Raw genomic sequence first — 20,253 nt, 5'->3', positions numbered from 1 at the left:
ATGTTTAACAAAATTCTGGTGGTGTGCGTGGGGAACATTTGCCGTTCCCCCACGGCAGAAAGGCTGCTGCAAAAATATCAGCCGGCGTTAACGGTAACCTCCGCAGGATTAGGGGCGCTGGTGGGCAAAAGCGCCGATGCGCAGGCCGCGAGTGTGGCGCTGCAAAACGCGCTTTCCCTTGAGGGACATATCGCCCGGCAAATCTCCGGCAAGATGTGTCGGGACTTCGACCTGATCCTGGTCATGGAGAAGCGGCACATTGCCGCATTGTGCGAAATCGCGCCAGAGATGCGCGGCAAAGTGATGCTGTTTGGTCACTGGGATGGTGAGCGGGAAATTCCCGATCCTTACCGCAAAAGCCGTGATGCCTTCGAGGCCGTTTACACCTTAATTGATCGGTCTGCCCGCCAGTGGGCGCAGGCCCTTAATGCACAGCAGGGATAACAATGACCGAAAAAACACACCACTCTGCCGCTCCAGCGGCGGGCAGCGATGAGATAGATATTGGCCGCTTGATTGGTACGGTTGTCGAAGCCCGCTGGTGGGTACTGGGCATCACCTCACTGTTTGCCGTCGCGGCCATCATCTATTGCCTGTTTGCCACGCCGATTTACAGCGCTGATGCGCTGGTGCAGATAGAGCAGGATAGCGGGAGCTCACTGGTACAAAATCTCAACAGCGCGCTGTCCAACAAACCGCCCGCCTCTGATGCTGAAATTCAACTGATCCAGTCACGTATGGTGCTGGGCAAAACGGTCGAGGATCTCAATCTGGATATCGCGGTGAGCAAAAACACCTTCCCGGTGTTTGGCTCCGGCTGGGATCGCCTGATGGGGCGACAAAATGAGACCGTCAAGGTGACTCATTTCGTGGTTCCCAAAGCGATGCTGGAACAGGTTTTCACCCTCACCGTACTGGGCGCGAGGCAGTATCAGCTCACCAGCGATGGTGGTTTCAGCGCGCGGGGCGAGGTAGGACAGAGGCTGTCGAAAGACGGGTTGAGCATTGAGGTCAGTGCCATTGCAGCGGGAACGGACAGTGAGTTCACGGTCAGCAAATTTTCGACGCTTGGCATGATCAACAACCTGCAAAATAACCTTAGCGTGACAGAAAACGGTAAGGACACGGGTGTGCTCAGCATGAGTTATACCGGTGAAGATCGCGAACAGATCAGCGCGATTCTAAACAGCATCACCAAAAACTACCTTGAACAGAATATTCAGCGTAAATCAGAAGAGGCGGCGAAAAGCCTGGCCTTCCTGGACAAACAGCTGCCAGAGGTTCGCGGCAAACTGGACATTGCTGAAAATAAACTCAACACCTACCGCCAGGAAAAGGACTCTGTTGATTTACCCCAGGAAGCCAAAGCGGTGCTGGATTCGATGGTTAACATCGATGCCCAGCTCAACGAACTGACCTTTAAAGAAGCCGAAATCTCCAAGCTCTTCACCAAAGCGCACCCGGCGTACCGCACGCTGCTGGAAAAACGTCAGGCGCTGGAAGATGAGAAAACCAAGCTGAACAACCGCGTCACGGCCATGCCAAAAACGCAGCAGGAGATTGTGCGCCTGACGCGTGACGTCGAGTCGGGTCAGCAGGTCTATATGCAACTGCTCAATAAACAACAGGAACTGCGGATAACTGAAGCCAGTACCGTTGGCGACGTGCGTATTGTCGATTCAGCCATTACTCAGCCAGGGGTACTGAAACCGAAAAAGGCGCTGATTGTGCTGGGCGGGATCATCCTCGGTCTGATCCTGTCGGTGGTGGTCGTGCTGCTGCGCTCGCTGTTTAACCGTGGCATTGAAAGCCCGCAGGTGCTGGAAGAGCAGGGGATCAGCGTCTACGCCAGCATCCCGCTCTCTGAATGGCAAAAAGCCCGTGACAGCGTCAAAACCATCAAAGGGGTTAAGCGTTACAAGCAGAGTCAGCTGCTGGCGGTGGGCAACCCTGCGGATCTGGCGATTGAGGCGGTACGCAGCCTGCGTACCAGCCTGCACTTTGCCATGATGCAGGCCAACAACAATGTGTTGATGATGACCGGGGTCAGCCCGTCTATCGGTAAGACCTTTGTCTGCGCCAACCTCGCGGCAGTTTTCAGCCAGACCAGTAAACGTGTTCTGATGATCGACTGCGATATGCGCAAAGGCTACAGCCACGAACTGCTCGGGACTGACAATACCAACGGTCTGTCAGAGATCCTGGTGGGCAAAGGGGATATTGAACGCTGCGCCAAACCCACGTCTGTCGCCCATTTAGATCTGGTGCCGCGTGGTCAGGTGCCGCCAAACCCCTCGGAATTGCTGATGAGTGAACGCTTCACGCAGCTGCTGGCGTGGGCAAGCAAAAATTATGATCTGGTACTGATAGATACCCCACCGATTCTGGCCGTTACGGACGCGGCGATTGTGGGTCGCCATGCGGGCACCACGCTGATGGTGGCGCGCTATGCGGTTAACACGGTGAAAGAGGTGCAAACCAGCCTCAGCCGCTTCGCGCAAAACGGTATCCAGGTCAAAGGCGTCATTCTTAACTCTATTTTCCGCCGCGCCACCGGTTATCAGGACTACGGATATTACGAGTACGAATACAAGTCGGACAGTAAGTAATTAAGCGATGTTGCCCCACCGGCACGGATGGTTCCCTCTCCCCTCGGGGGAGAGGATTAGGGTGAGGGGCGATATCAGCGCCATACTTCAATTAGTCGGGGAAAAAAATGACCACAGAACGTCCATTAATCTCGATTTACATGCCGACGTGGAACCGTCAACAGCTGGCTATCCGGGCGATTAAATCGGTGCTGCGCCAGGATTATGACCACTGGGAGATGATCATTGTCGATGACTGTTCAACCACCTTTGAGCAGCTACAGCAGTTCGTCAGCGATCTGCACGACCCGCGCGTACGCTACACCCGCAATGCGTTTAATTCCGGGGCATGCGCGGTGCGTAACCAGGCCATCATGCAGTCAACGGGACAATTTATTACCGGTATTGATGACGATGACGAGTGGACGCCCGATCGCCTGTCCGTGTTTCTTGCCGAAAGTCATCAACTGAAAAACCGTGCCTTTCTGTATGCCAATGATTATGTCTGCCAGGGTGAGGTCTACTCGCAGCCTGCCAGCCTGCCGCTGTACCCGAAATCGCCGTTTTCCCGCAAGCTGTTCTGGAAACGCAACATTGTGGGCAACCAGGTGTTCAGCTGGTCCTGGCGCTTTAAAGAGAGCCTGTTTGATACCCAACTGAAAGCCGCGCAGGACTACGACATTTTCCTGCGCATGGTGGAGCAGTATGGTGAGCCGTGGAAAATCGAGAAAGCGACGCAAATCCTGCACATTAACCACGGTGAAATGCAGATCACCTCGTCGCCGAAAAAGTTTTCCGGCTACTTCCATTTCTACCGCAAACATAAAGCCAAATTTGACCGGGCCAGCAAAAAATACCAGCTGTTTACGCTCTATCAGATCCGCAATAAGCGGATGAACTGGCGTACCTTGCTCACCCTTTTATCCGTGCGTAACGGCAAACGTCTGGCCGATGGCCTGCGGGGGAAATGATGCGTCTGGAGGATTTTCGCGCCAACCAATGGAGCCTGCGCCCGTGCTGTATGGTCGCCGCTTATCGCATCGCTCATTTCTGCTCGGTATGGCGCAAAAAAAACGTGCTCAATAATTTATGGGCCGCTCCGCTGCTGCTGATCTACCGCTTTATGACGGAATGTCTGTTCGGCTACGAAATCCAGGCGGCGGCGACCATCGGGCGGCGTTTTACCATCCACCATGGTTATGCGGTGGTCATTAACAAGCATGTTGTCGCCGGGGATGACTTCACTATTCGCCACAGTGTCACCATCGGTAACCGGGGCGCAGGCAACCTGGCCTGTCCGGTGATTGGCAACAATGTTGAACTGGGCGCAAGCGTCGTGCTGTTGGGCGATATCGCCATCGGCAATAACGTGGTCATCGGCGCGGGGAGCGTGGTGCTCGACAGCGTACCGGACAATGCGCTGGTGGTGGGTGAAAAAGCGCGCGTGAAGGTGAGAACATGAACATTTTACAATTTAACGTTCGCCTCGCTGAAGGCGGCGCGGCGGGCGTGGCGCTGGATTTGCACCAGCGGGCATTGCAGCAGGGCCTGCATTCACGCTTTGTGTATGGCTACGGCAAAGGCGGCAAGAAGAGCGTCAGTCATGATGCTTACCCTGAGGTGATTAAACAGACGCCACGTCTGACGTCGATTGCCAATCTGGCGCTGTTTCGCCTGTTCAACCGCGATGTTTTTGGCAATCTCAATAATCTCTATCGTACCGTCAGCCGGATCTCCGGCCCGGTGGTACTGCATTTTCATGTGATGCACAGCTACTGGCTGAATCTTGCCGATGTGGTGGCTTTTTGCCAGAAACTGAAAGCCCATAAGCCGGATGTCACCTTTATCTGGACCCTGCACGATCACTGGAGCGTAACCGGGCGCTGCGCCTTTACCGATGGCTGCGACGGCTGGAAGCAGGGCTGCCAGAAGTGCCCGACGCTGGCTAACTACCCGCCGGTGAAAGTCGACCGGGCCCATCATCTGGTCGGGGAGAAACGCCACCTGTTTAGCGAAATGATGGCGCTGGGCTGCCAGTTTATCTCTCCGAGCCAGCATGTGGCCGACGCCTTTAACAGCCTGTACGGCGCGGGACGCTGCCGGATTATCAATAACGGCATCGATGTGGCCACGGAAGCGATTCTGGCAGAGCTGGCGCCGGTGACCGTCACTGCGGGACGGCCAAAAATTGCGGTGGTGGCCCATGATCTGCGCTACGACGGTAAAACCAATCAGAAGCTGGTGCGCGACGTGATGGCGCTGGGCGAAAAGGTTGAGCTACACACCTTTGGCAAATTTTCGCCCTTTGAAGGTTCGAATGTGGTTAACCACGGTTTTTTGACTGATAAGCGCAAATTAATGAGTGAACTGAATCAGATGGATGCGCTGTTGTTTACTTCAAGGGTGGATAACTACCCGCTAATATTGTGCGAAGCACTGTCGATTGGGGTGCCGGTTATTGCCACCCATAGCGATGCCGCGCGCGAGGTGCTGGATAAGTCTGGCGGCAAAACCTTTAGCGAAGAGGAAGTACTCCCCCTGGTGCAACAGCACAAAGCGGAGATCGCCCAAGCGGTATTCGCCACTTCGCTTCAGGCGTTCAGCGCCCGCAGCCGCATTGCTTACAGTGGGCAACAGATGCTGGAGGAATATGTCTCGTTCTATCAGGGTCTGTAGCTATCTTTTGCTGCCGCTCATCTATTTGCTGGTGAACGTGAAGCTTCTACAGCTTGGCGAGAGCTTCCCGATAACCATAGTGACATTTTTACCCCTGCTGCTCCTGTTATATGTCGACAGGATCAACCTGAAAAAGTTGATGATTGCACTGGGGGCAGGGGCGGCGTTAACGGTCTTCAACTATCTGTTTGGTCAGTCGTTAAATGCCGGTAAGTACGTCACGTCCACCATGCTGTTTGTCTATATCGTCATTATTATCGGCATGGTCTGGAGTATTCGTTTTAAGACCATCTCTGCGCATAACCACCGCAAGATACTGCGCTTTTTCTGGCTGGTTGTGGGGCTTATTGTCACCCTGGCGGCCGCGGAAATGGCGCAAATTATCCTCAGCGGCGGAAGTAGCCTGATGGAGATGATTTCGAAATATCTGATTTACAGTAACAGTTACGTGCTGAATTTTATCAAATTTGGCGGCAAGCGAACCACTGCACTTTATTTCGAACCGGCCTTCTTCGCTCTGGCGTTAATCTCAATTTGGCTCAGCATCAAACAGTTTGGTATCAAAACGCCAAAGACAGATGCTATGATTTTGGCAGGGATAGTTCTTTCCGGATCGTTTTCAGGGGTAATGACATTTATCCTGTTTTATTTACTGGAGTGGGCCTTCCAGTATCTGAACAAAGAAGCGATTAGCAAGAAATTACCCCTTGCCATTATTTCTTTGGCCGTATTCATTGTCGGGGTTGTGTTTGCTTTTCCTTATATTGCAGAACGTCTTGGCGATTTAGGAACTGAAGGCTCATCCTCTTATTATCGCATCATTGGTCCGTTGGTTATGGTGGGATATTCACTGACCAATATCGATGGTGTCGTAAGATTTGGTTCCCTTTACGAATATGTTGCATCATTCGGAATCTTTAACGGTGCAGACGTCGGTAAAACAATAGACAATGGCCTGTATCTGTTAATTATTTATTTTTCGTGGTTCGCTGTAATATTGACCGCGTGGTATCTGGCCAAAGTCGCAAAGATGATGTTGAACGCCTTCGGTGATAATCAGAATTATCGTGTTCAGCTTTATCTGTTTACTCCCATGTCATTGTTTTTTACGGGGTCGATTTTTAGTCCGGAATACGCTTTTTTAATTGTTTGTCCATTTATTCTGCGCAAGGCGCTGAATATAACGGATTCCTGATGAGGTGCGTCACATGCTGCTAAGTATTATTACCGTTGCGTTTCGAAATTACGAAGGCATTGTGAAAACCTGGGCCTCGCTGGCGCATCTGGCCGAAGCTCAGGATATCACCTTTGAGTGGATTGTCGTTGACGGCGGATCGATGGACGGAAGTGCGGAGTTTCTCGAAAACCTCAATGGACAGTACCACTTACGCTATGTCAGCGAGAAGGATAAAGGGATCTACGATGCGATGAATAAAGGGATTGATATGGCTAACGGCCGCTTCGCCCTGTTCCTTAATTCCGGCGATATTCTCCATGAAGACAGCGTTAACGTCGTCAGTCAGCTGGCCCGGATGCGTGATAATGCGATGTATATTGCCGATGCATTATTAGATTTTGGTGATGGCACAAAAATTCGGCGCGGTGCCAAACATGGCTGGTATATTTACCACAGCTTGCCCGCCAGTCATCAGGCAATATTCTTTCCAATGAGTGGATTGAAAACCTATCCCTACGATCTGCAATATAAAGTTTCTTCCGATTATGCACTTGCTGCCCGCATGTTCAAAGGTGGTTTCACCTTTAAGCGTCTGACGGGCCTGATATCCGAATTTTCTATGGGTGGCGTGTCAACCTCAAATAATCTTGAATTATGTCAGGATGCCCGCAACGTCCAACGGAAAATATTGCGTGTGCCAGGTTTTTGGGCTCAATTGTCCTATCTGTTGCGGTTGCGTACAACCGGAAAAGCCAAGGCCTTATATAACAAAGCCTGATTATAACCAACTCTGGTTATAGCAATATATAGTGCGCTGATATAAGGATAACCAATGCAAGAGTTACAAGGATTCTCCGTGCCGAAAGGCTTTCGGGGGGGCAACGCTATTAAGGTTCAGTTGTGGTGGGCTGTCCAGGCAACATTATTTGCCTGGTCGCCACAAGTGATGTATCGCTGGCGGGCATTTTTACTGCGTTTATTCGGTGCAAAAATCGGAAAAAACGTAGTCATTCGTCCGTCAGTAAAAATTACCTATCCGTGGAAATTAACCCTTGGCGATTATAGCTGGGTAGGTGATGACGCGGTGTTATACACATTAGGCGATATCTCAATTGGTGCAAATTCAGTGATTTCGCAGAAGTGTTATTTGTGTACCGGCAGTCACGATTATTTGAGCGCCAATTTTGATATTTACGCCAAACCTATCGTGATTGGTGAGAAATGCTGGCTGGCGACGGATGTGTTTGTCGCCCCGGGCGTGCAGATCGGCGACGGAACCGTGGTCGGTGCGCGCAGCAGTGTGTTTAAACCGCTTGCGGCAAACGTGATTTGCCGTGGCAACCCCGCAGTGGTTACGCGTGAACGCGTTGAAAAATGATCATTTAAGAGGTAATAAAAATGTCTAAAGTCGCTCTCATCACCGGTGTAACCGGACAGGATGGTTCTTATCTGGCGGAACTGCTGCTGGAAAAGGGTTACGAGGTTCATGGCATCAAACGTCGCGCCTCTTCATTCAACACCGAGCGTGTGGATCATATTTATCAGGATCCGCACACCAGTAACCCAAAATTTCATCTGCACTATGGCGATCTGACGGACTCCTCCAACCTGACCCGTATTTTGCAGGAAGTACAACCGGATGAAGTGTACAACCTCGGGGCGATGAGCCACGTGGCGGTCTCCTTCGAGTCCCCGGAATACACCGCCGACGTTGATGGGATGGGGACGCTGCGTCTGCTGGAGGCCATTCGCTTCCTCGGCCTTGAGAAGAAAACCCGTTTCTACCAGGCTTCCACCTCAGAGCTGTACGGTCTGGTGCAGGAAATTCCGCAGAAAGAGACCACGCCGTTCTACCCGCGCTCTCCGTATGCGGTTGCCAAGCTGTACGCTTACTGGATTACCGTTAACTACCGTGAGTCTTACGGCATTTTTGCCTGTAATGGCATCCTCTTCAACCACGAGTCCCCGCGCCGGGGTGAAACCTTTGTGACCCGCAAAATCACCCGTGCGATTGCCAATATTGCTCAGGGCCTGGAGTCCTGCCTCTACCTTGGCAACATGGATTCTCTGCGTGACTGGGGCCATGCCAAAGACTACGTGAAAATGCAGTGGATGATGCTGCAACAGGAAAAACCGGAAGATTTCGTGATAGCGACAGGCGTGCAGTACTCCGTGCGTCAGTTCGTGGAAATGGCGGCGGCACAGCTGGGCATTAAGCTGCGCTTTGAAGGCAAAGGCGTGGAAGAGAAGGGCATTGTGGTCTCAGTAACCGGTCATGACGCGCCTGGCGTGAAACCTGGCGATGTAATCATTGCCGTTGACCCGCGTTACTTCCGTCCGGCGGAAGTGGAAACCCTGCTCGGCGATCCGACCAAAGCACACGAGAAACTGGGCTGGAAGCCAGAAATTACCCTCCAGGAGATGGTCTCCGAAATGGTTGCCAAAGATCTCGAAGCGGCGAAAAAACACTCGTTGCTGAGAGCCCATGGTTATGAGGTTGCCATCGCGCTGGAGTCCTGAGCATGACGAAACAACGTATTTTTGTTGCCGGCCATCGCGGGATGGTCGGATCGGCCATCGTTCGCCAGCTTGAGCAACGTGCGGACGTGGAGCTGGTGCTGCGCAGCCGCGACAGTCTGGATCTGCTTGATCCTGCGGCGGTGAATGCATTTTTCGCCAGCGAGCGGATAGACCAGGTGTATCTCGCGGCGGCGAAAGTCGGCGGCATTGTCGCGAACAATACGTTCCCGGCCGATTTTATCTACCAGAACATGATGATCGAGAGCAACATCATTCACGCGGCGCATACGCACAACGTGAATAAGCTGCTGTTCCTCGGCTCCTCCTGTATCTACCCGAAAATGGCCCAGCAGCCGATTGCCGAGAGCGAGCTGCTACAGGGCACGCTTGAAGCCACCAATGAGCCTTATGCCATTGCTAAAATTGCCGGCATTAAGCTGTGTGAGTCCTACAACCGTCAGTATGGCCGGGATTACCGCTCGGTCATGCCCACTAACCTGTACGGGCCACATGACAACTTCCATCCGAGCAATTCCCATGTGATCCCGGCGCTGCTGCGCCGTTTCCATGAGGCGACGCTCGGCAATGCGCCGGATGTGGTGGTCTGGGGCAGCGGCACGCCAATGCGTGAGTTTTTGCACGTTGATGACATGGCTGCCGCCAGTATCCATGTGATGGAGCTCGACGCCAGCGTCTGGCAGGAAAACACCGAGCCGATGTTGTCGCACATTAACGTTGGCACCGGAGTGGATTGCACCATCCGCGAACTGGCGCAGACCCTTGCCCAGGTGGTGGGCTACAAAGGACGCGTGGTGTTTGACGCCACTAAGCCCGATGGCACACCGCGTAAACTGCTGGATGTGAAACGCCTGCACCAGCTTGGCTGGTATCACGAAATTTCGCTGGAGCAGGGACTGGCCAGCACTTACCAGTGGTTCCTTGAAAACCAACAGCGGTTCCGGGGGTAAGCATGTTTTTACGTCCGGAAGATTTTGCCACTGTCGTGCGTTCAACCCCGCTTATCTCCATCGATCTTATTGTGGAGAACGCACAAGGGGAGTACCTGCTCGGCAAGCGGACCAATCGCCCGGCTCAGGGATACTGGTTTGTACCCGGCGGGCGGGTGCTGAAGGATGAGCCACTGGCGGTCGCGTTTGAGCGCCTGACGCTTGCCGAGCTGGGAGTACGTCTGCCGATGTCGGCAGGGGAGTTCTATGGTGTCTGGCAACACTTCTATGACGATAACTTTTCGGGTAGCGACTTTACCACCCACTACATCGTGCTGGGTTTTCGCCTGCGGCTGAGCCAGGAGACGCTACTGCTGCCCCAGGATCAGCATGATGATTACCGCTGGCTGACGCCGGAGGTGCTGGTTGCCGACCCGCTGGTGCATGACAACAGTCGTGCCTACTTCCTGCAGGCACCGGGAGTACCGGGCTTATGAAAATCCTGATTTACGGTATCAATTATGCGCCGGAGTTAACCGGTATCGGCAAATACACCGGCGAGATGGTGGAGTGGATGGCCCGCCAGGGACATGAGGTGCGGGTGATCACCGCACCGCCTTATTACCCTGAGTGGGAGGTGGTCAAACCCTGGTCCCGCTGGCGCTACCGCCGTGAAACGGGGGCGGCGACGGTGTGGCGTTGTCCTCTGTATGTGCCGAAACAGCCGTCGACCTTAAAGCGCCTGATCCATCTGACCAGTTTTGCCATCAGCAGCTTTTTCCCGCTGATGGCCCAGCGTAGCTGGAAACCAGACCGGATTATCGGCGTCGTGCCGACGCTGTTCTGCACGCCGGGCATGCGTCTTCTGGGGAAACTGACCGGAGCGCGAACCTTGCTGCACATTCAGGATTATGAAGTGGACGCCATGCTTGGCTTAGGGATGGCAGGCAAGGGTAAGGGCGGCAGGGTGGCTAAGTGCGCCATGGCTTTCGAGCGTAGTGGTCTGCTTAACGTTGACAATGTCTCCACCATTTCCCGCTCGATGATGAATAAAGCCCGGGAGAAAGGGGTTGCCCCTGAGCGGGTGATTTTCTTCCCTAACTGGTCTGAAGTGGCCCGCTTTCGCGATGTTGACGGGCAGCGCGTGACGCAATTAAAGCGCCAGCTTGATCTGCCGGATGACAAAAAAATCATTCTTTATTCCGGCAACATCGGCGAGAAGCAGGGGCTGGAAAACGTTATAGCGGCGGCAACCACACTGCGTGAACAGCCGTGGTTATTTGTGATAGTCGGCCAGGGTGGCGGTAAGGCCCGGCTGGAAAAACTGGCGCAAGAGAACGGGCTGGATAACGTCAAATTTTTCCCGCTGCAACCTTATGACGCGCTGCCTGCTTTGCTGAAGATGGCCGATTGCCATCTGGTAATTCAAAAACGCGGCGCGGCGGATGCGGTGCTGCCTTCCAAGCTGACCAATATTCTGGCGGTGGGAGGAAATGCGGTCATTACCGCCGAGGCGAATACCGAGTTAGGCGAGCTGTGCGCAACATGGCCAGGCATTGCCGTTTGCGTCGAACCTGAGTCCGTTGCGGCGCTGACAAGCGGTATTGAGCAGGCATTACTGATGCCTCATACCAACACGGTGGCACGTGAATATGCCGAAAGTGCGCTCGAGAAAGAGAGCGTGTTAACCCAGTTTATGGCGGATATTTCCCGTTGTGATCCGCAGGCCGGGGAGACGCATACGGCGTCTTCACATAATTCCGACCTCAATTACGAAGGGAATGGGGATAAATCATGAGTCAAACACAATTGTACCCGGTCGTGATGGCCGGAGGCTCTGGCAGCCGTCTGTGGCCTCTGTCCCGTGTGCTTTACCCAAAACAGTTCCTGTGCCTGAAAGGTGAACAGACCATGCTGCAAACCACCGTCTGTCGCCTCGACGGGGTGGAGTGCGAAAGCCCGGTGGTCATTTGTAATGAGCAGCACCGGTTTATCGTTGCAGAACAGCTGCGCCAGCTTAACAAGTTGACGGAGAACATCATTCTGGAGCCTGCCGGGCGTAATACCGCACCGGCAATCGCTCTGGCGGCGATGGCGGTAAAACGCCACAACCCGAAAGCCGATCCGTTGATGCTGGTGCTGGCGGCAGATCACGTGATCGCCGATGAGGAGGCGTTTCGAACCTCGGTGCGTCAGGCCATTCCCTGGGCAGAAAAGGGCAAACTGGTGACCTTCGGTATCGTGCCGGATATGCCGGAGACAGGCTACGGCTACATTCGCCGCGGTGAGGTTGCGCAGGGCAAACAGGATGCGGTGGCGTTTGATGTCGCACAGTTTGTCGAAAAGCCCAATCTGGAAACCGCGCAGGCGTACGTCGCAAGCGGTGAATACTACTGGAACAGCGGTATGTTTCTGTTCCGTGCCGGACGTTATCTGGAAGAACTGAAGAAATATCGCCCGGATATTTACAGCGCCTGCGAACAGGCGATGAACGTGACCGACCCGGATCTCGATTTTATCCGTGTTGCCGAAGAACCCTTTCTGGCCTGCCCGGACGAATCCATTGACTATGCGGTGATGGAAAAAACGGCGGATGCGGTGGTCGTGCCGATGGATGCCGGCTGGAGCGATGTTGGATCCTGGTCTTCGCTCTGGGAAATCAGTGCCCACACGCCGGAGGGAAACGTCCATCACGGCGACGTTATCAGCCATGAAACGGAAAACAGCTTCGTCTATGCGGAGTCCGGGCTGGTGACCACCGTCGGCGTGAAAGATCTGGTCGTCGTGCAGACCAAAGATGCGGTGCTGATTGCCGATCGCAACCACGTTCAGGATGTCAAAAAGGTCGTGGAGCAGATCAAGGCCGAGGGGCGCCACGAACACCATATTCACCGGGAAGTTTATCGTCCGTGGGGCAAATATGACTCCATCGACGCAGGCGATCGCTACCAGGTAAAACGCATTACCGTCAAACCGGGCGAGGGGCTGTCGGTGCAGATGCACCATCACCGGGCTGAACACTGGGTGGTGGTGGCCGGGACGGCGAAAGTGACTATTAACGACGATATCAAACTGCTGAGCGAAAATGAGTCGGTCTATATTCCGCTTGGCGCGCGGCACTGCCTGGAAAACCCGGGGAAAATTCCTCTCGATCTGATTGAAGTGCGTTCCGGTTCGTACCTTGAAGAGGACGATATCGTGCGCTTTGAAGACCGGTATGGCCGCATCTGATTCTATCCACCATCTTTCACGCCGCAGGTGTGTTAGCGCCTTTGTTCACCCCAGTCACTTAGTTGACTAAGCTCCTGGGGATTCGCACAGTCGCTGCCTTCCTGCAACGCGAAGTCTGATGGATATAACAATTTAATTTTTGTGATTATTTCTCCGTAGCGGAGCGGGCTGACTGTTGCCTGAAAACGAGGTAATGATGGAAAAATTAACCTGTTTTAAAGCTTACGATATTCGCGGCAAGCTGGGATCCGAACTCAATGAGGATATTGCCTGGCGTATCGGGCGTGCTTACGGCGAGTATTTAAAACCGAAAACCATCGTGCTCGGCGGCGATGTGCGCCTGACCAGTGAACCCCTGAAACTGGCGCTGGCCAAAGGGTTACAGGACGCCGGGGTTGATGTGCTGGATATTGGCCTGTCGGGCACGGAAGAGATTTACTTTGCCACTTTCCACCTCGGGGTTGACGGCGGGATCGAAGTGACCGCCAGCCATAATCCAATGGATTACAACGGGATGAAGCTGGTGCGCAAAGGCGCCCGTCCCATCAGCGGCGATACCGGGTTGCGTGATGTCCAGCGTCTGGCGGAGGAGAACGCCTTCCCGCCGGTTGATGCAGAGCAGCGCGGCAGCTATCAAAAAATCGACCTGCGTGATGCCTATATCGACCATCTCCTTGGCTATGTGGATCTGTCGAACTTCACCCCGCTGCGGCTGGTTATCAATTCCGGTAATGGCGCCGCAGGCCCGGTGATTGATGCGCTGGAAGCACGCTTTAAATCCCGTAACGTTCCGGTGACCTTTATAAAGGTGCACAACACGCCGGACGGTAACTTCCCTAATGGTATTCCTAATCCGCTGCTGCCTGAGTGTCGTGATGACACCCGTAACGCGGTGATCCAGCATCGTGCCTCACTGGGGATCGCCTTTGACGGTGACTTTGACCGCTGTTTCTTCTTCGACGGCGGCGGCCAGTTTATTGAAGGCTATTACATCGTTGGTCTGCTGGCGCAGGCATTTCTGGAGAAAAATCCCGGGGCGAAAATCATTCATGACCCGCGTCTTTCCTGGAACACGGTCGATATGGTTGAGGCCGCAGGCGGGAAGCCGGTGATGTCGAAAACCGGGCATGCCTTTATTAAAGAACGTATGCGCCAGGAAGATGCCATTTACGGCGGCGAGATGAGCGCTCACCACTACTTCCGCGATTTCGCTTACTGCGACAGCGGCATGATCCCCTGGCTGCTGGTGGCTGAACTGCTTTGTCTGCAAGGAAAAACGCTGGCTGAACTGGTTCAGGACCGGATGATGGCTTTCCCGGCGAGCGGCGAAATCAACCGCACGCTGGTGCAACCGGCAGAGGCGATTGCCCGGGTTGAACAGCATTTTCACCCGGTGGCCCTGAGTGTCGATCGCACCGACGGGATAAGCATGACCTTCCCTGACTGGCGTTTTAATTTGCGCTCCTCCAACACCGAGCCCGTGGTCCGCCTGAATGTGGAATCCCGTGGCAACGTGGCGCTGATGGAGGCGCGAACACAGGACATTCTTGCGCTGTTAAATCAGTAACCCCTGTTTCTCCCCTCATCCTGACGTTTTCCGCACTGAGGAGAGGTCGGGTGAGGGGCAAAACTTATCTACAGGTACGACGATGACAAATCTAAAAAAGAGCGACCGGGCCAGAACGAATGCATCGTTAATCTCTATCGTGCAACGATTCTCAGACATCACCATTATGTTCGGTGGGCTATGGGTGGTCTGCAGACTTACTGCGTTGCCGTTTTTCTATCAGCATCTGCTGATGGCGCTGATAACCCTGGTTGTGTTTCAGATGATTGGCGGCATGACCGATTTTTATCGATCCTGGCGCGGTGTGCGTTTTATGACCGAGCTGGTTCTGCTGCTGCAAAACTGGACCCTGAGTTTTGTCTTCAGCGCCGGATTACTGGCTTTCAGCAACGATATCAATAACACCTTTGCCCTCTATTTCGCCTGGTATCTGTTAAGCAGCTCGGGGTTGATTATCTGCCGGGGCGTGATCCGCTTCGGCGCGGGCTGGCTGCGGAATCATGGTTACAACACCCGGCGTGTGGCGGTGGTTGGGGATCTGGCCTCCGGGCAGGAGTTGCTGGACGGTTTTCGTAACGAACCCTGGCTCGGTTTTGAGGTGGTCGGGGTGTATTACGATGCCAAACCCGGTGGCGTCAGTAACGACTGGGTGGGTAACTTCCAGCAACTGCTCGACGATGCCCGCGCCGGGAAAATGCATAACATCTATATCGCGATGTCGATGAACGATGCGGCCTGCATTAAAAAACTGGTGCGCGATCTTGCGGACACCACCTGCTCAGTGATCCTGATCCCCGATGTTTTCACCTTCAATATTCTGCATTCACGCATTGAGGAAGTGAACGGCGTCCCGGTGGTGCCTTTGTATGACACCCCGCTTTCCGGCATTAACCGGGTATTAAAGCGACTGGAAGATATTGTGCTTGCCTCCCTCATTCTGATGCTTATCTCCCCGGTGCTGCTGGCGATTTCGCTGGCGGTGAAGATGACCTCGGCAGGCCCGGTGATTTTTCGCCAGAAACGCTATGGCATGGACGGGAAACCGATCATGGTGTGGAAATTTCGCTCCATGAAGGTGATGGAGAACGACAAGGTGGTCACCCAGGCAACCCAGAACGATCCCCGCGTCACCAAAGTGGGCAACTTCCTGCGTCGTACCTCGCTTGATGAACTGCCGCAGTTTATCAACGTACTGACGGGCGGGATGTCGATTGTCGGTCCTCGACCACATGCGGTAGCGCACAACGAACAGTACCGTCAGCTTATCGAAGGCTACATGCTGCGCCACAAAGTGAAGCCCGGCATCACCGGCTGGGCGCAGATTAACGGCTGGCGCGGCGAGACCGACACGCTGGAAAAAATGGAAAAACGCATTGAGTTCGACCTCGAGTACATCCGCGAATGGAGCCTGTGGTTCGATATCAAAATCGTTTTTCTGACCATCTTTAAAGGCTTTGTTAATAAAGCGGCGTATTAGGGAATTTGCCTTGAGCCTGAGAGAAAAAACCATCAGCGGCGCGAAATGGTCGGCGCTGGCGACGCTGACCATTATCGGCCTGGGACTGGTGCAGATGACCGTGCTGGCGCGCATTATTGATAATCACCAGTTCGGTCTGTTGACCGTTTCGCTGGTGATTATCGCGCTGGCCGATACGCTGTCTGATTTTGGTATCGCCAACTCGATTATTCAGCGTAAGGAGATAAGCCATCTCGAACTGACTACCCTGTACTGGCTGAACGTCGGGTTGGGGCTGGTGGTCTGCGCGGCCATTTTTGCGCTCAGCGACGTAATTGCCGGGGTGTTGCATAACCCGGATCTCGCGCCCCTGATCAAGACCCTGGCGCTGGCATTTGTGGTGATCCCGCATGGGCAACAGTTTCGCGCGCTGATGCAAAAAGAGCTCGAGTTCAGCAAAATCGGCAGCATCGAGACGGTATCGGTGCTGGCGGGTTTCTCCTTTACGGTTGCCAGCGCGTTTTACTGGCCACTGGCAATGACCGCCATCCTTGGTTATCTGGTCAACAGCACGGTGCGTACGCTGCTGTTTGGCTGGTTTGGCCGCAAAATTTATCGCCCGGGGCTGCATTTCTCCCTGGCCTCGGTCAGCTCAAATCTTAAGTTTGGCGCCTGGCTGACCGCCGACAGCATCATCAATTACGTCAATACCAACCTCTCCACCCTGGTGCTGGCGCGTATTCTCGGGGCCAGCGTGGCGGGCGGCTACAACCTCGCCTATAACGTGGCGGTCGTGCCGCCGATGAAGCTTAACCCGATCATTACCCGGGTGCTGTTCCCGGCCTTTGCCAAAATCCAGGATGATACCGATAAGTTGCGGCTGAACTTCTACAAGCTGTTGTCGGTGGTGGGGATCATTAATTTCCCTATCCTGCTGGGGCTGCTGGTGGTCGCCAACAACGTTGTGCCGCTGGTGTTTGGTGACAAGTGGGCCAGCATTATTCCGATCCTGCAACTGTTATGTATCGTCGGGTTGCTGCGCGCGGTGGGCAACCCAATCGGCTCACTGCTGATGGCGAAAGCGCGGGTGGATATTAGTTTTAAATTCAATGTGTTCAAAACCTGCTTGTTTATCCCGGCGATTATCGTTGGTGGTCATCTGGGCGGGGCTATCGGTGTGACCCTTGGCTTCCTGCTGATACAGATTATCAACACCATTCTGAGTTACTTCGTGATGATAAAACCGGTGCTGGGATCGAGTTACCGCCAGTACATCTTAAGCCTGTGGCTGCCGTTTTATCTTTCGCTTCCCACCCTTGCGGTGAGCTACGGGCTTGGCCTCCTGCTGACCGGACATCTCACCATGGCGGCCCTGCTTATCGTCCAGATTGCCGCAGGCGCGCTGGCTTTCGCCCTGATGATTGTGCTGTCGCGCAATGCGCTGGTGGTGGAGATAAAGCGCCAGTTTTGTCGTAACGAGAAAATGAAAACACTGCTTCGTGCAGGTTGATCCTCCTTCTCCCGTGGGAGAAGGCCGGGGTGAGGGCATCAGGCCGCACCTATTGAATAAAATGCCCCTTAAGAGGTCAGTATGAAACTTTTAATTCTTGGCAATCACACCTGTGGAAATCGGGGAGACAGTGCCATTTTACGTGGGCTGCTGGATGCGATTGCCCGCATTGAACCCCAGGCAGAAGTCTACGTGATGAGCCGCTACCCGGTCAGTTCCTCCTGGCTGCTTAACCGGCCGGTGATGGGGGATCCCCTCTACAGCCAGATGAAAGCGCACAATACCGCGGCGGGGCTGGTAGGAAGGGTTAAAAAGATCCTCCGTCGCCGTTATCAGCACCAGGTGCTGCTCTCGCGCGTTACCGACAGCGGCAAACTGCGCAATATCGCCATCGCGCAAGGGTTTACCGATTTCGTACGCCTGCTGGCAAATTATGACGCCATTGTGCAGGTTGGCGGCTCCTTTTTCGTCGATCTTTATGGTGTGCCGCAGTTTGAACATGCTCTCTGTACCTTTATGGCGAAAAAGCCGCTGTATATGATTGGTCACAGCGTCGGCCCCTTCCAGGATCCGCAGTTTAATCAACTGGCAAACTATGCCTTTGGCCACTGTGAAGCGCTTATTCTGCGGGAAAGCGTCAGTCTTGATTTGATGAAGCAGAGCGAAATTACGACCGACAAGGTAGAGCAGGGCGTGGATACCGCCTGGCTGGTGGAAGACGATGCGAATTTTGTCCCCAGCTATGCGGTGCGCCACTGGCTGGAGGTGGCAGGTCGGCAAAAAACCGTTGCCATAACCCTGCGTGAGCTGGCGCCTTTCGATAAACGGCTGGGCACCACCCAGCAAGCCTATGAAGAAGCCTTTGCCGGGGTGGTCAATCGTATTATCGATGCCGGCTGGCAGGTCATTGCGCTCTCCACCTGTACCGGTATCGACAGTTACAACAAAGATGACCGGATGGTTGCGCTCAACCTGCGCAAACATATCAGCTCCCCGTCGTCTTACCACGTGGTGATGGACGAACTGAACGATCTGGAAATGGGCAAAATTCTCTCCGCCTGTGATTTAACGGTGGGGACCCGTCTGCACTCCGCCATTATTTCGATGAATTTTGGCACCCCGGCGATTGCCATTAACTATGAACACAAGTCAGCCGGGATCATGAAGCAACTGGGGATGCCGGAGATGGCGGTGGAGATCCGCCACCTGCTGGATGGTTCGCTGGCCGCGATGGCGGCCGATATGCTGGGGCAGCTTCCGGCGCTTAATCAGCGTCTGAGCGTCGCCGTCGATGCGGAGAGGGAGAAAGGCGCGCAGATGGTGCAGTCGGTACTGGACAGAATTCGGGAGGTGAAATGAAAGTCAGCTTCTTTTTGCTGAAGTTTCCGCTCTCCTCGGAAACCTTCGTCCTCAACCAGATTGTGGCCTTTATCAATATGGGCTATGAGGTGGAAATCGTCGCTTTGCATAAAGGGGATTTGAGCAACACCCATGCGGCCTGGCGCGAATACAATCTTGCGCAGAAAACCCACTGGCTGCTGGATGAGCCCGCGGGAAAGCTGGCGAAGCTGAGCTATCGCGCAAAGGCCATTTTGCGCGGTGCGGGCCGGGCGGCCACCTGGAAAGCGCTCAATATGTCGCGCTATGGCGATGAAGCACGCAACCTGATTCTGGCGGCTATTTGCGGTCTTGCGCCGCGTGTTTTCAGCGCTGATGTGTTTGTCGCCCATTTTGGTCCGGCGGGTGTCACCGCCGCAAAACTGCGTGAGCTGGGGATGCTTGAGGGCAAAATCGCCACCGTATTTCACGGTATTGACGTTTCACACCGTGGGGTACTGAACCACTATACCCCGGAATATCAGCAACTCTTTCGCCGGGGCGATCTGATGCTGCCCATTAGCGAGCTCTGGGCTTCACGGCTGCTGGCGATGGGGTGTCCGCTGGAGAAAATCGCCGTTTCCAGAATGGGCGTCGACATCAGCCGCTTTAGCCTGCGTCCGGTTAAAACCCCAGGCTTACCGTTGCAGATTGTCTCCGTCGCTCGTCTGACAGAGAAAAAAGGATTGCATGTGGCCATTGAAGCCTGCCGGTTACTCAAAGCGCAGGGGGTATCTTTTCGCTACCGTATCCTGGGGATTGGCCCGTGGGAAAGGCGGCTGCATACCCTAATCGGACAATACGAGCTTGAGGACGTCATTGAGATGCCGGGCTTTAAGCCCAGCCATGAAGTGAAGGCCATTCTCGACGATGCGGATGTCTTCTTACTGCCTTCTGTAACCGGAGCCGACGGTGATATGGAGGGGATCCCGGTGGCCTTAATGGAGGCCATGGCCGTGGGTATTCCGGTGGTGTCGACGGTGCATAGCGGCATTCCTGAACTGGTGGAGGCCAACAAATCGGGCTGGCTGGTGCCGGAAAATGACGCAGTGGCGCTGGCTGAACGTCTTAGCGCATTTAGCGACATGCAGAGTCAGGAGCTGACGCCGATCATCAGGCTTGCCCGGCAAAAGGTCGAAGCCGACTTCAATCAGCAACGTATTAATCAGAATCTTGCCACGCTGCTCCAGGCACTTTGATTTCG

Annotated in this window: 18 protein-coding genes; all 18 read left to right on the top strand. The window is 54.2% G+C overall.

The window, feature by feature from the left end; genetic code table 11:
• The 18 genes from wzb to wcaL all read left to right on the top strand — a co-directional run bounded on the left by wzb (position 1) and on the right by wcaL (position 20,248).
• The gene (wzb, locus tag ACSZO4_RS07790; protein WP_437888313.1) at positions 1-444 is read left to right on the top strand and encodes a low molecular weight protein-tyrosine-phosphatase Wzb; all 444 of its coding nucleotides are present in this window, start codon (positions 1-3) and stop codon (positions 442-444) included.
• A 2-nt stretch (positions 445-446) separates the two neighbouring features.
• A complete protein-coding gene (gene wzc / locus ACSZO4_RS07785; protein WP_437888312.1) occupies positions 447-2,609 on the top strand; it encodes a tyrosine-protein kinase Wzc in 2,163 nt (720 codons plus the stop codon).
• A gap of 107 nt (positions 2,610-2,716) precedes the next feature.
• Positions 2,717-3,559 (top strand): colanic acid biosynthesis glycosyltransferase WcaA, encoded by an 843-nt coding sequence (wcaA, locus tag ACSZO4_RS07780; protein ID WP_437888311.1) that lies wholly within the window; start codon positions 2,717-2,719, stop codon positions 3,557-3,559.
• Positions 3,559-4,050, top strand: coding sequence for a colanic acid biosynthesis acetyltransferase WcaB (gene wcaB / locus ACSZO4_RS07775; RefSeq protein ID WP_437888321.1), 492 nt, complete (start codon positions 3,559-3,561; stop codon positions 4,048-4,050). Before wcaA ends, wcaB begins: the two co-directional genes overlap by 1 nt.
• A complete protein-coding gene (gene wcaC / locus ACSZO4_RS07770) occupies positions 4,047-5,264 on the top strand; it encodes a colanic acid biosynthesis glycosyltransferase WcaC (RefSeq protein ID WP_437888310.1) in 1,218 nt (405 codons plus the stop codon). The genes wcaB and wcaC overlap by 4 nt, the downstream gene beginning before the upstream one ends.
• Complete coding sequence (gene wcaD, locus ACSZO4_RS07765) at positions 5,239-6,459, top strand: colanic acid polymerase WcaD (RefSeq protein WP_437888309.1); 1,221 nt, start codon at positions 5,239-5,241, stop codon at positions 6,457-6,459. The genes wcaC and wcaD overlap by 26 nt, the downstream gene beginning before the upstream one ends.
• Positions 6,460-6,472: 13 nt before the next feature.
• Positions 6,473-7,219: a colanic acid biosynthesis glycosyltransferase WcaE gene (gene wcaE / locus ACSZO4_RS07760; protein ID WP_437888308.1), complete on the top strand. Its 747-nt coding sequence runs from the start codon at positions 6,473-6,475 to the stop codon at positions 7,217-7,219.
• Between the two features lie 54 nt (positions 7,220-7,273).
• A complete protein-coding gene (gene wcaF / locus ACSZO4_RS07755; RefSeq protein WP_437888307.1) occupies positions 7,274-7,819 on the top strand; it encodes a colanic acid biosynthesis acetyltransferase WcaF in 546 nt (181 codons plus the stop codon).
• 20 nt (positions 7,820-7,839) lie between these two features.
• Complete coding sequence (gene gmd, locus ACSZO4_RS07750) at positions 7,840-8,961, top strand: GDP-mannose 4,6-dehydratase (RefSeq protein WP_437888306.1); 1,122 nt, start codon at positions 7,840-7,842, stop codon at positions 8,959-8,961.
• A gap of 2 nt (positions 8,962-8,963) precedes the next feature.
• Complete coding sequence (gene fcl, locus ACSZO4_RS07745; RefSeq protein WP_437888305.1) at positions 8,964-9,929, top strand: GDP-L-fucose synthase; 966 nt, start codon at positions 8,964-8,966, stop codon at positions 9,927-9,929.
• A gap of 2 nt (positions 9,930-9,931) precedes the next feature.
• The gene (locus ACSZO4_RS07740) at positions 9,932-10,405 is read left to right on the top strand and encodes a GDP-mannose mannosyl hydrolase (RefSeq protein ID WP_437888304.1); all 474 of its coding nucleotides are present in this window, start codon (positions 9,932-9,934) and stop codon (positions 10,403-10,405) included.
• Positions 10,402-11,706 (top strand): colanic acid biosynthesis fucosyltransferase WcaI, encoded by a 1,305-nt coding sequence (wcaI, locus tag ACSZO4_RS07735; protein ID WP_437888303.1) that lies wholly within the window; start codon positions 10,402-10,404, stop codon positions 11,704-11,706. Before ACSZO4_RS07740 ends, wcaI begins: the two co-directional genes overlap by 4 nt.
• The gene (gene cpsB / locus ACSZO4_RS07730; protein ID WP_437888302.1) at positions 11,703-13,139 is read left to right on the top strand and encodes a mannose-1-phosphate guanyltransferase; all 1,437 of its coding nucleotides are present in this window, start codon (positions 11,703-11,705) and stop codon (positions 13,137-13,139) included. The genes wcaI and cpsB overlap by 4 nt, the downstream gene beginning before the upstream one ends.
• Before the next feature lie 196 nt (positions 13,140-13,335).
• The gene (gene cpsG, locus ACSZO4_RS07725) at positions 13,336-14,706 is read left to right on the top strand and encodes a colanic acid biosynthesis phosphomannomutase CpsG (protein ID WP_437888320.1); all 1,371 of its coding nucleotides are present in this window, start codon (positions 13,336-13,338) and stop codon (positions 14,704-14,706) included.
• Positions 14,707-14,788: 82 nt separating this feature from the next.
• Positions 14,789-16,183 (top strand): undecaprenyl-phosphate glucose phosphotransferase, encoded by a 1,395-nt coding sequence (gene wcaJ, locus ACSZO4_RS07720; protein ID WP_437888301.1) that lies wholly within the window; start codon positions 14,789-14,791, stop codon positions 16,181-16,183.
• A 10-nt stretch (positions 16,184-16,193) separates the two neighbouring features.
• Positions 16,194-17,672, top strand: a complete 1,479-nt coding sequence (locus tag ACSZO4_RS07715; protein WP_437888300.1) for an MOP flippase family protein — start codon at positions 16,194-16,196, stop codon at positions 17,670-17,672.
• 81 nt (positions 17,673-17,753) lie between these two features.
• Positions 17,754-19,031 carry a colanic acid biosynthesis pyruvyl transferase WcaK gene (gene wcaK / locus ACSZO4_RS07710; protein WP_437888299.1) on the top strand — a complete coding sequence of 426 codons (1,278 nt, stop codon included), beginning with the start codon at positions 17,754-17,756 and terminating at the stop codon, positions 19,029-19,031.
• Positions 19,028-20,248, top strand: a complete 1,221-nt coding sequence (gene wcaL, locus ACSZO4_RS07705) for a colanic acid biosynthesis glycosyltransferase WcaL (RefSeq protein ID WP_437888298.1) — start codon at positions 19,028-19,030, stop codon at positions 20,246-20,248. Before wcaK ends, wcaL begins: the two co-directional genes overlap by 4 nt.
• Positions 20,249-20,253 lie beyond the last annotated feature (5 nt).

This window comes from Phytobacter sp. V91 (assembly GCF_965644225.1).
Lineage (GTDB): Bacteria > Pseudomonadota > Gammaproteobacteria > Enterobacterales > Enterobacteriaceae > CBFFRJ01.
This window is presented reverse-complemented; position numbering and strand designations above follow the sequence as displayed.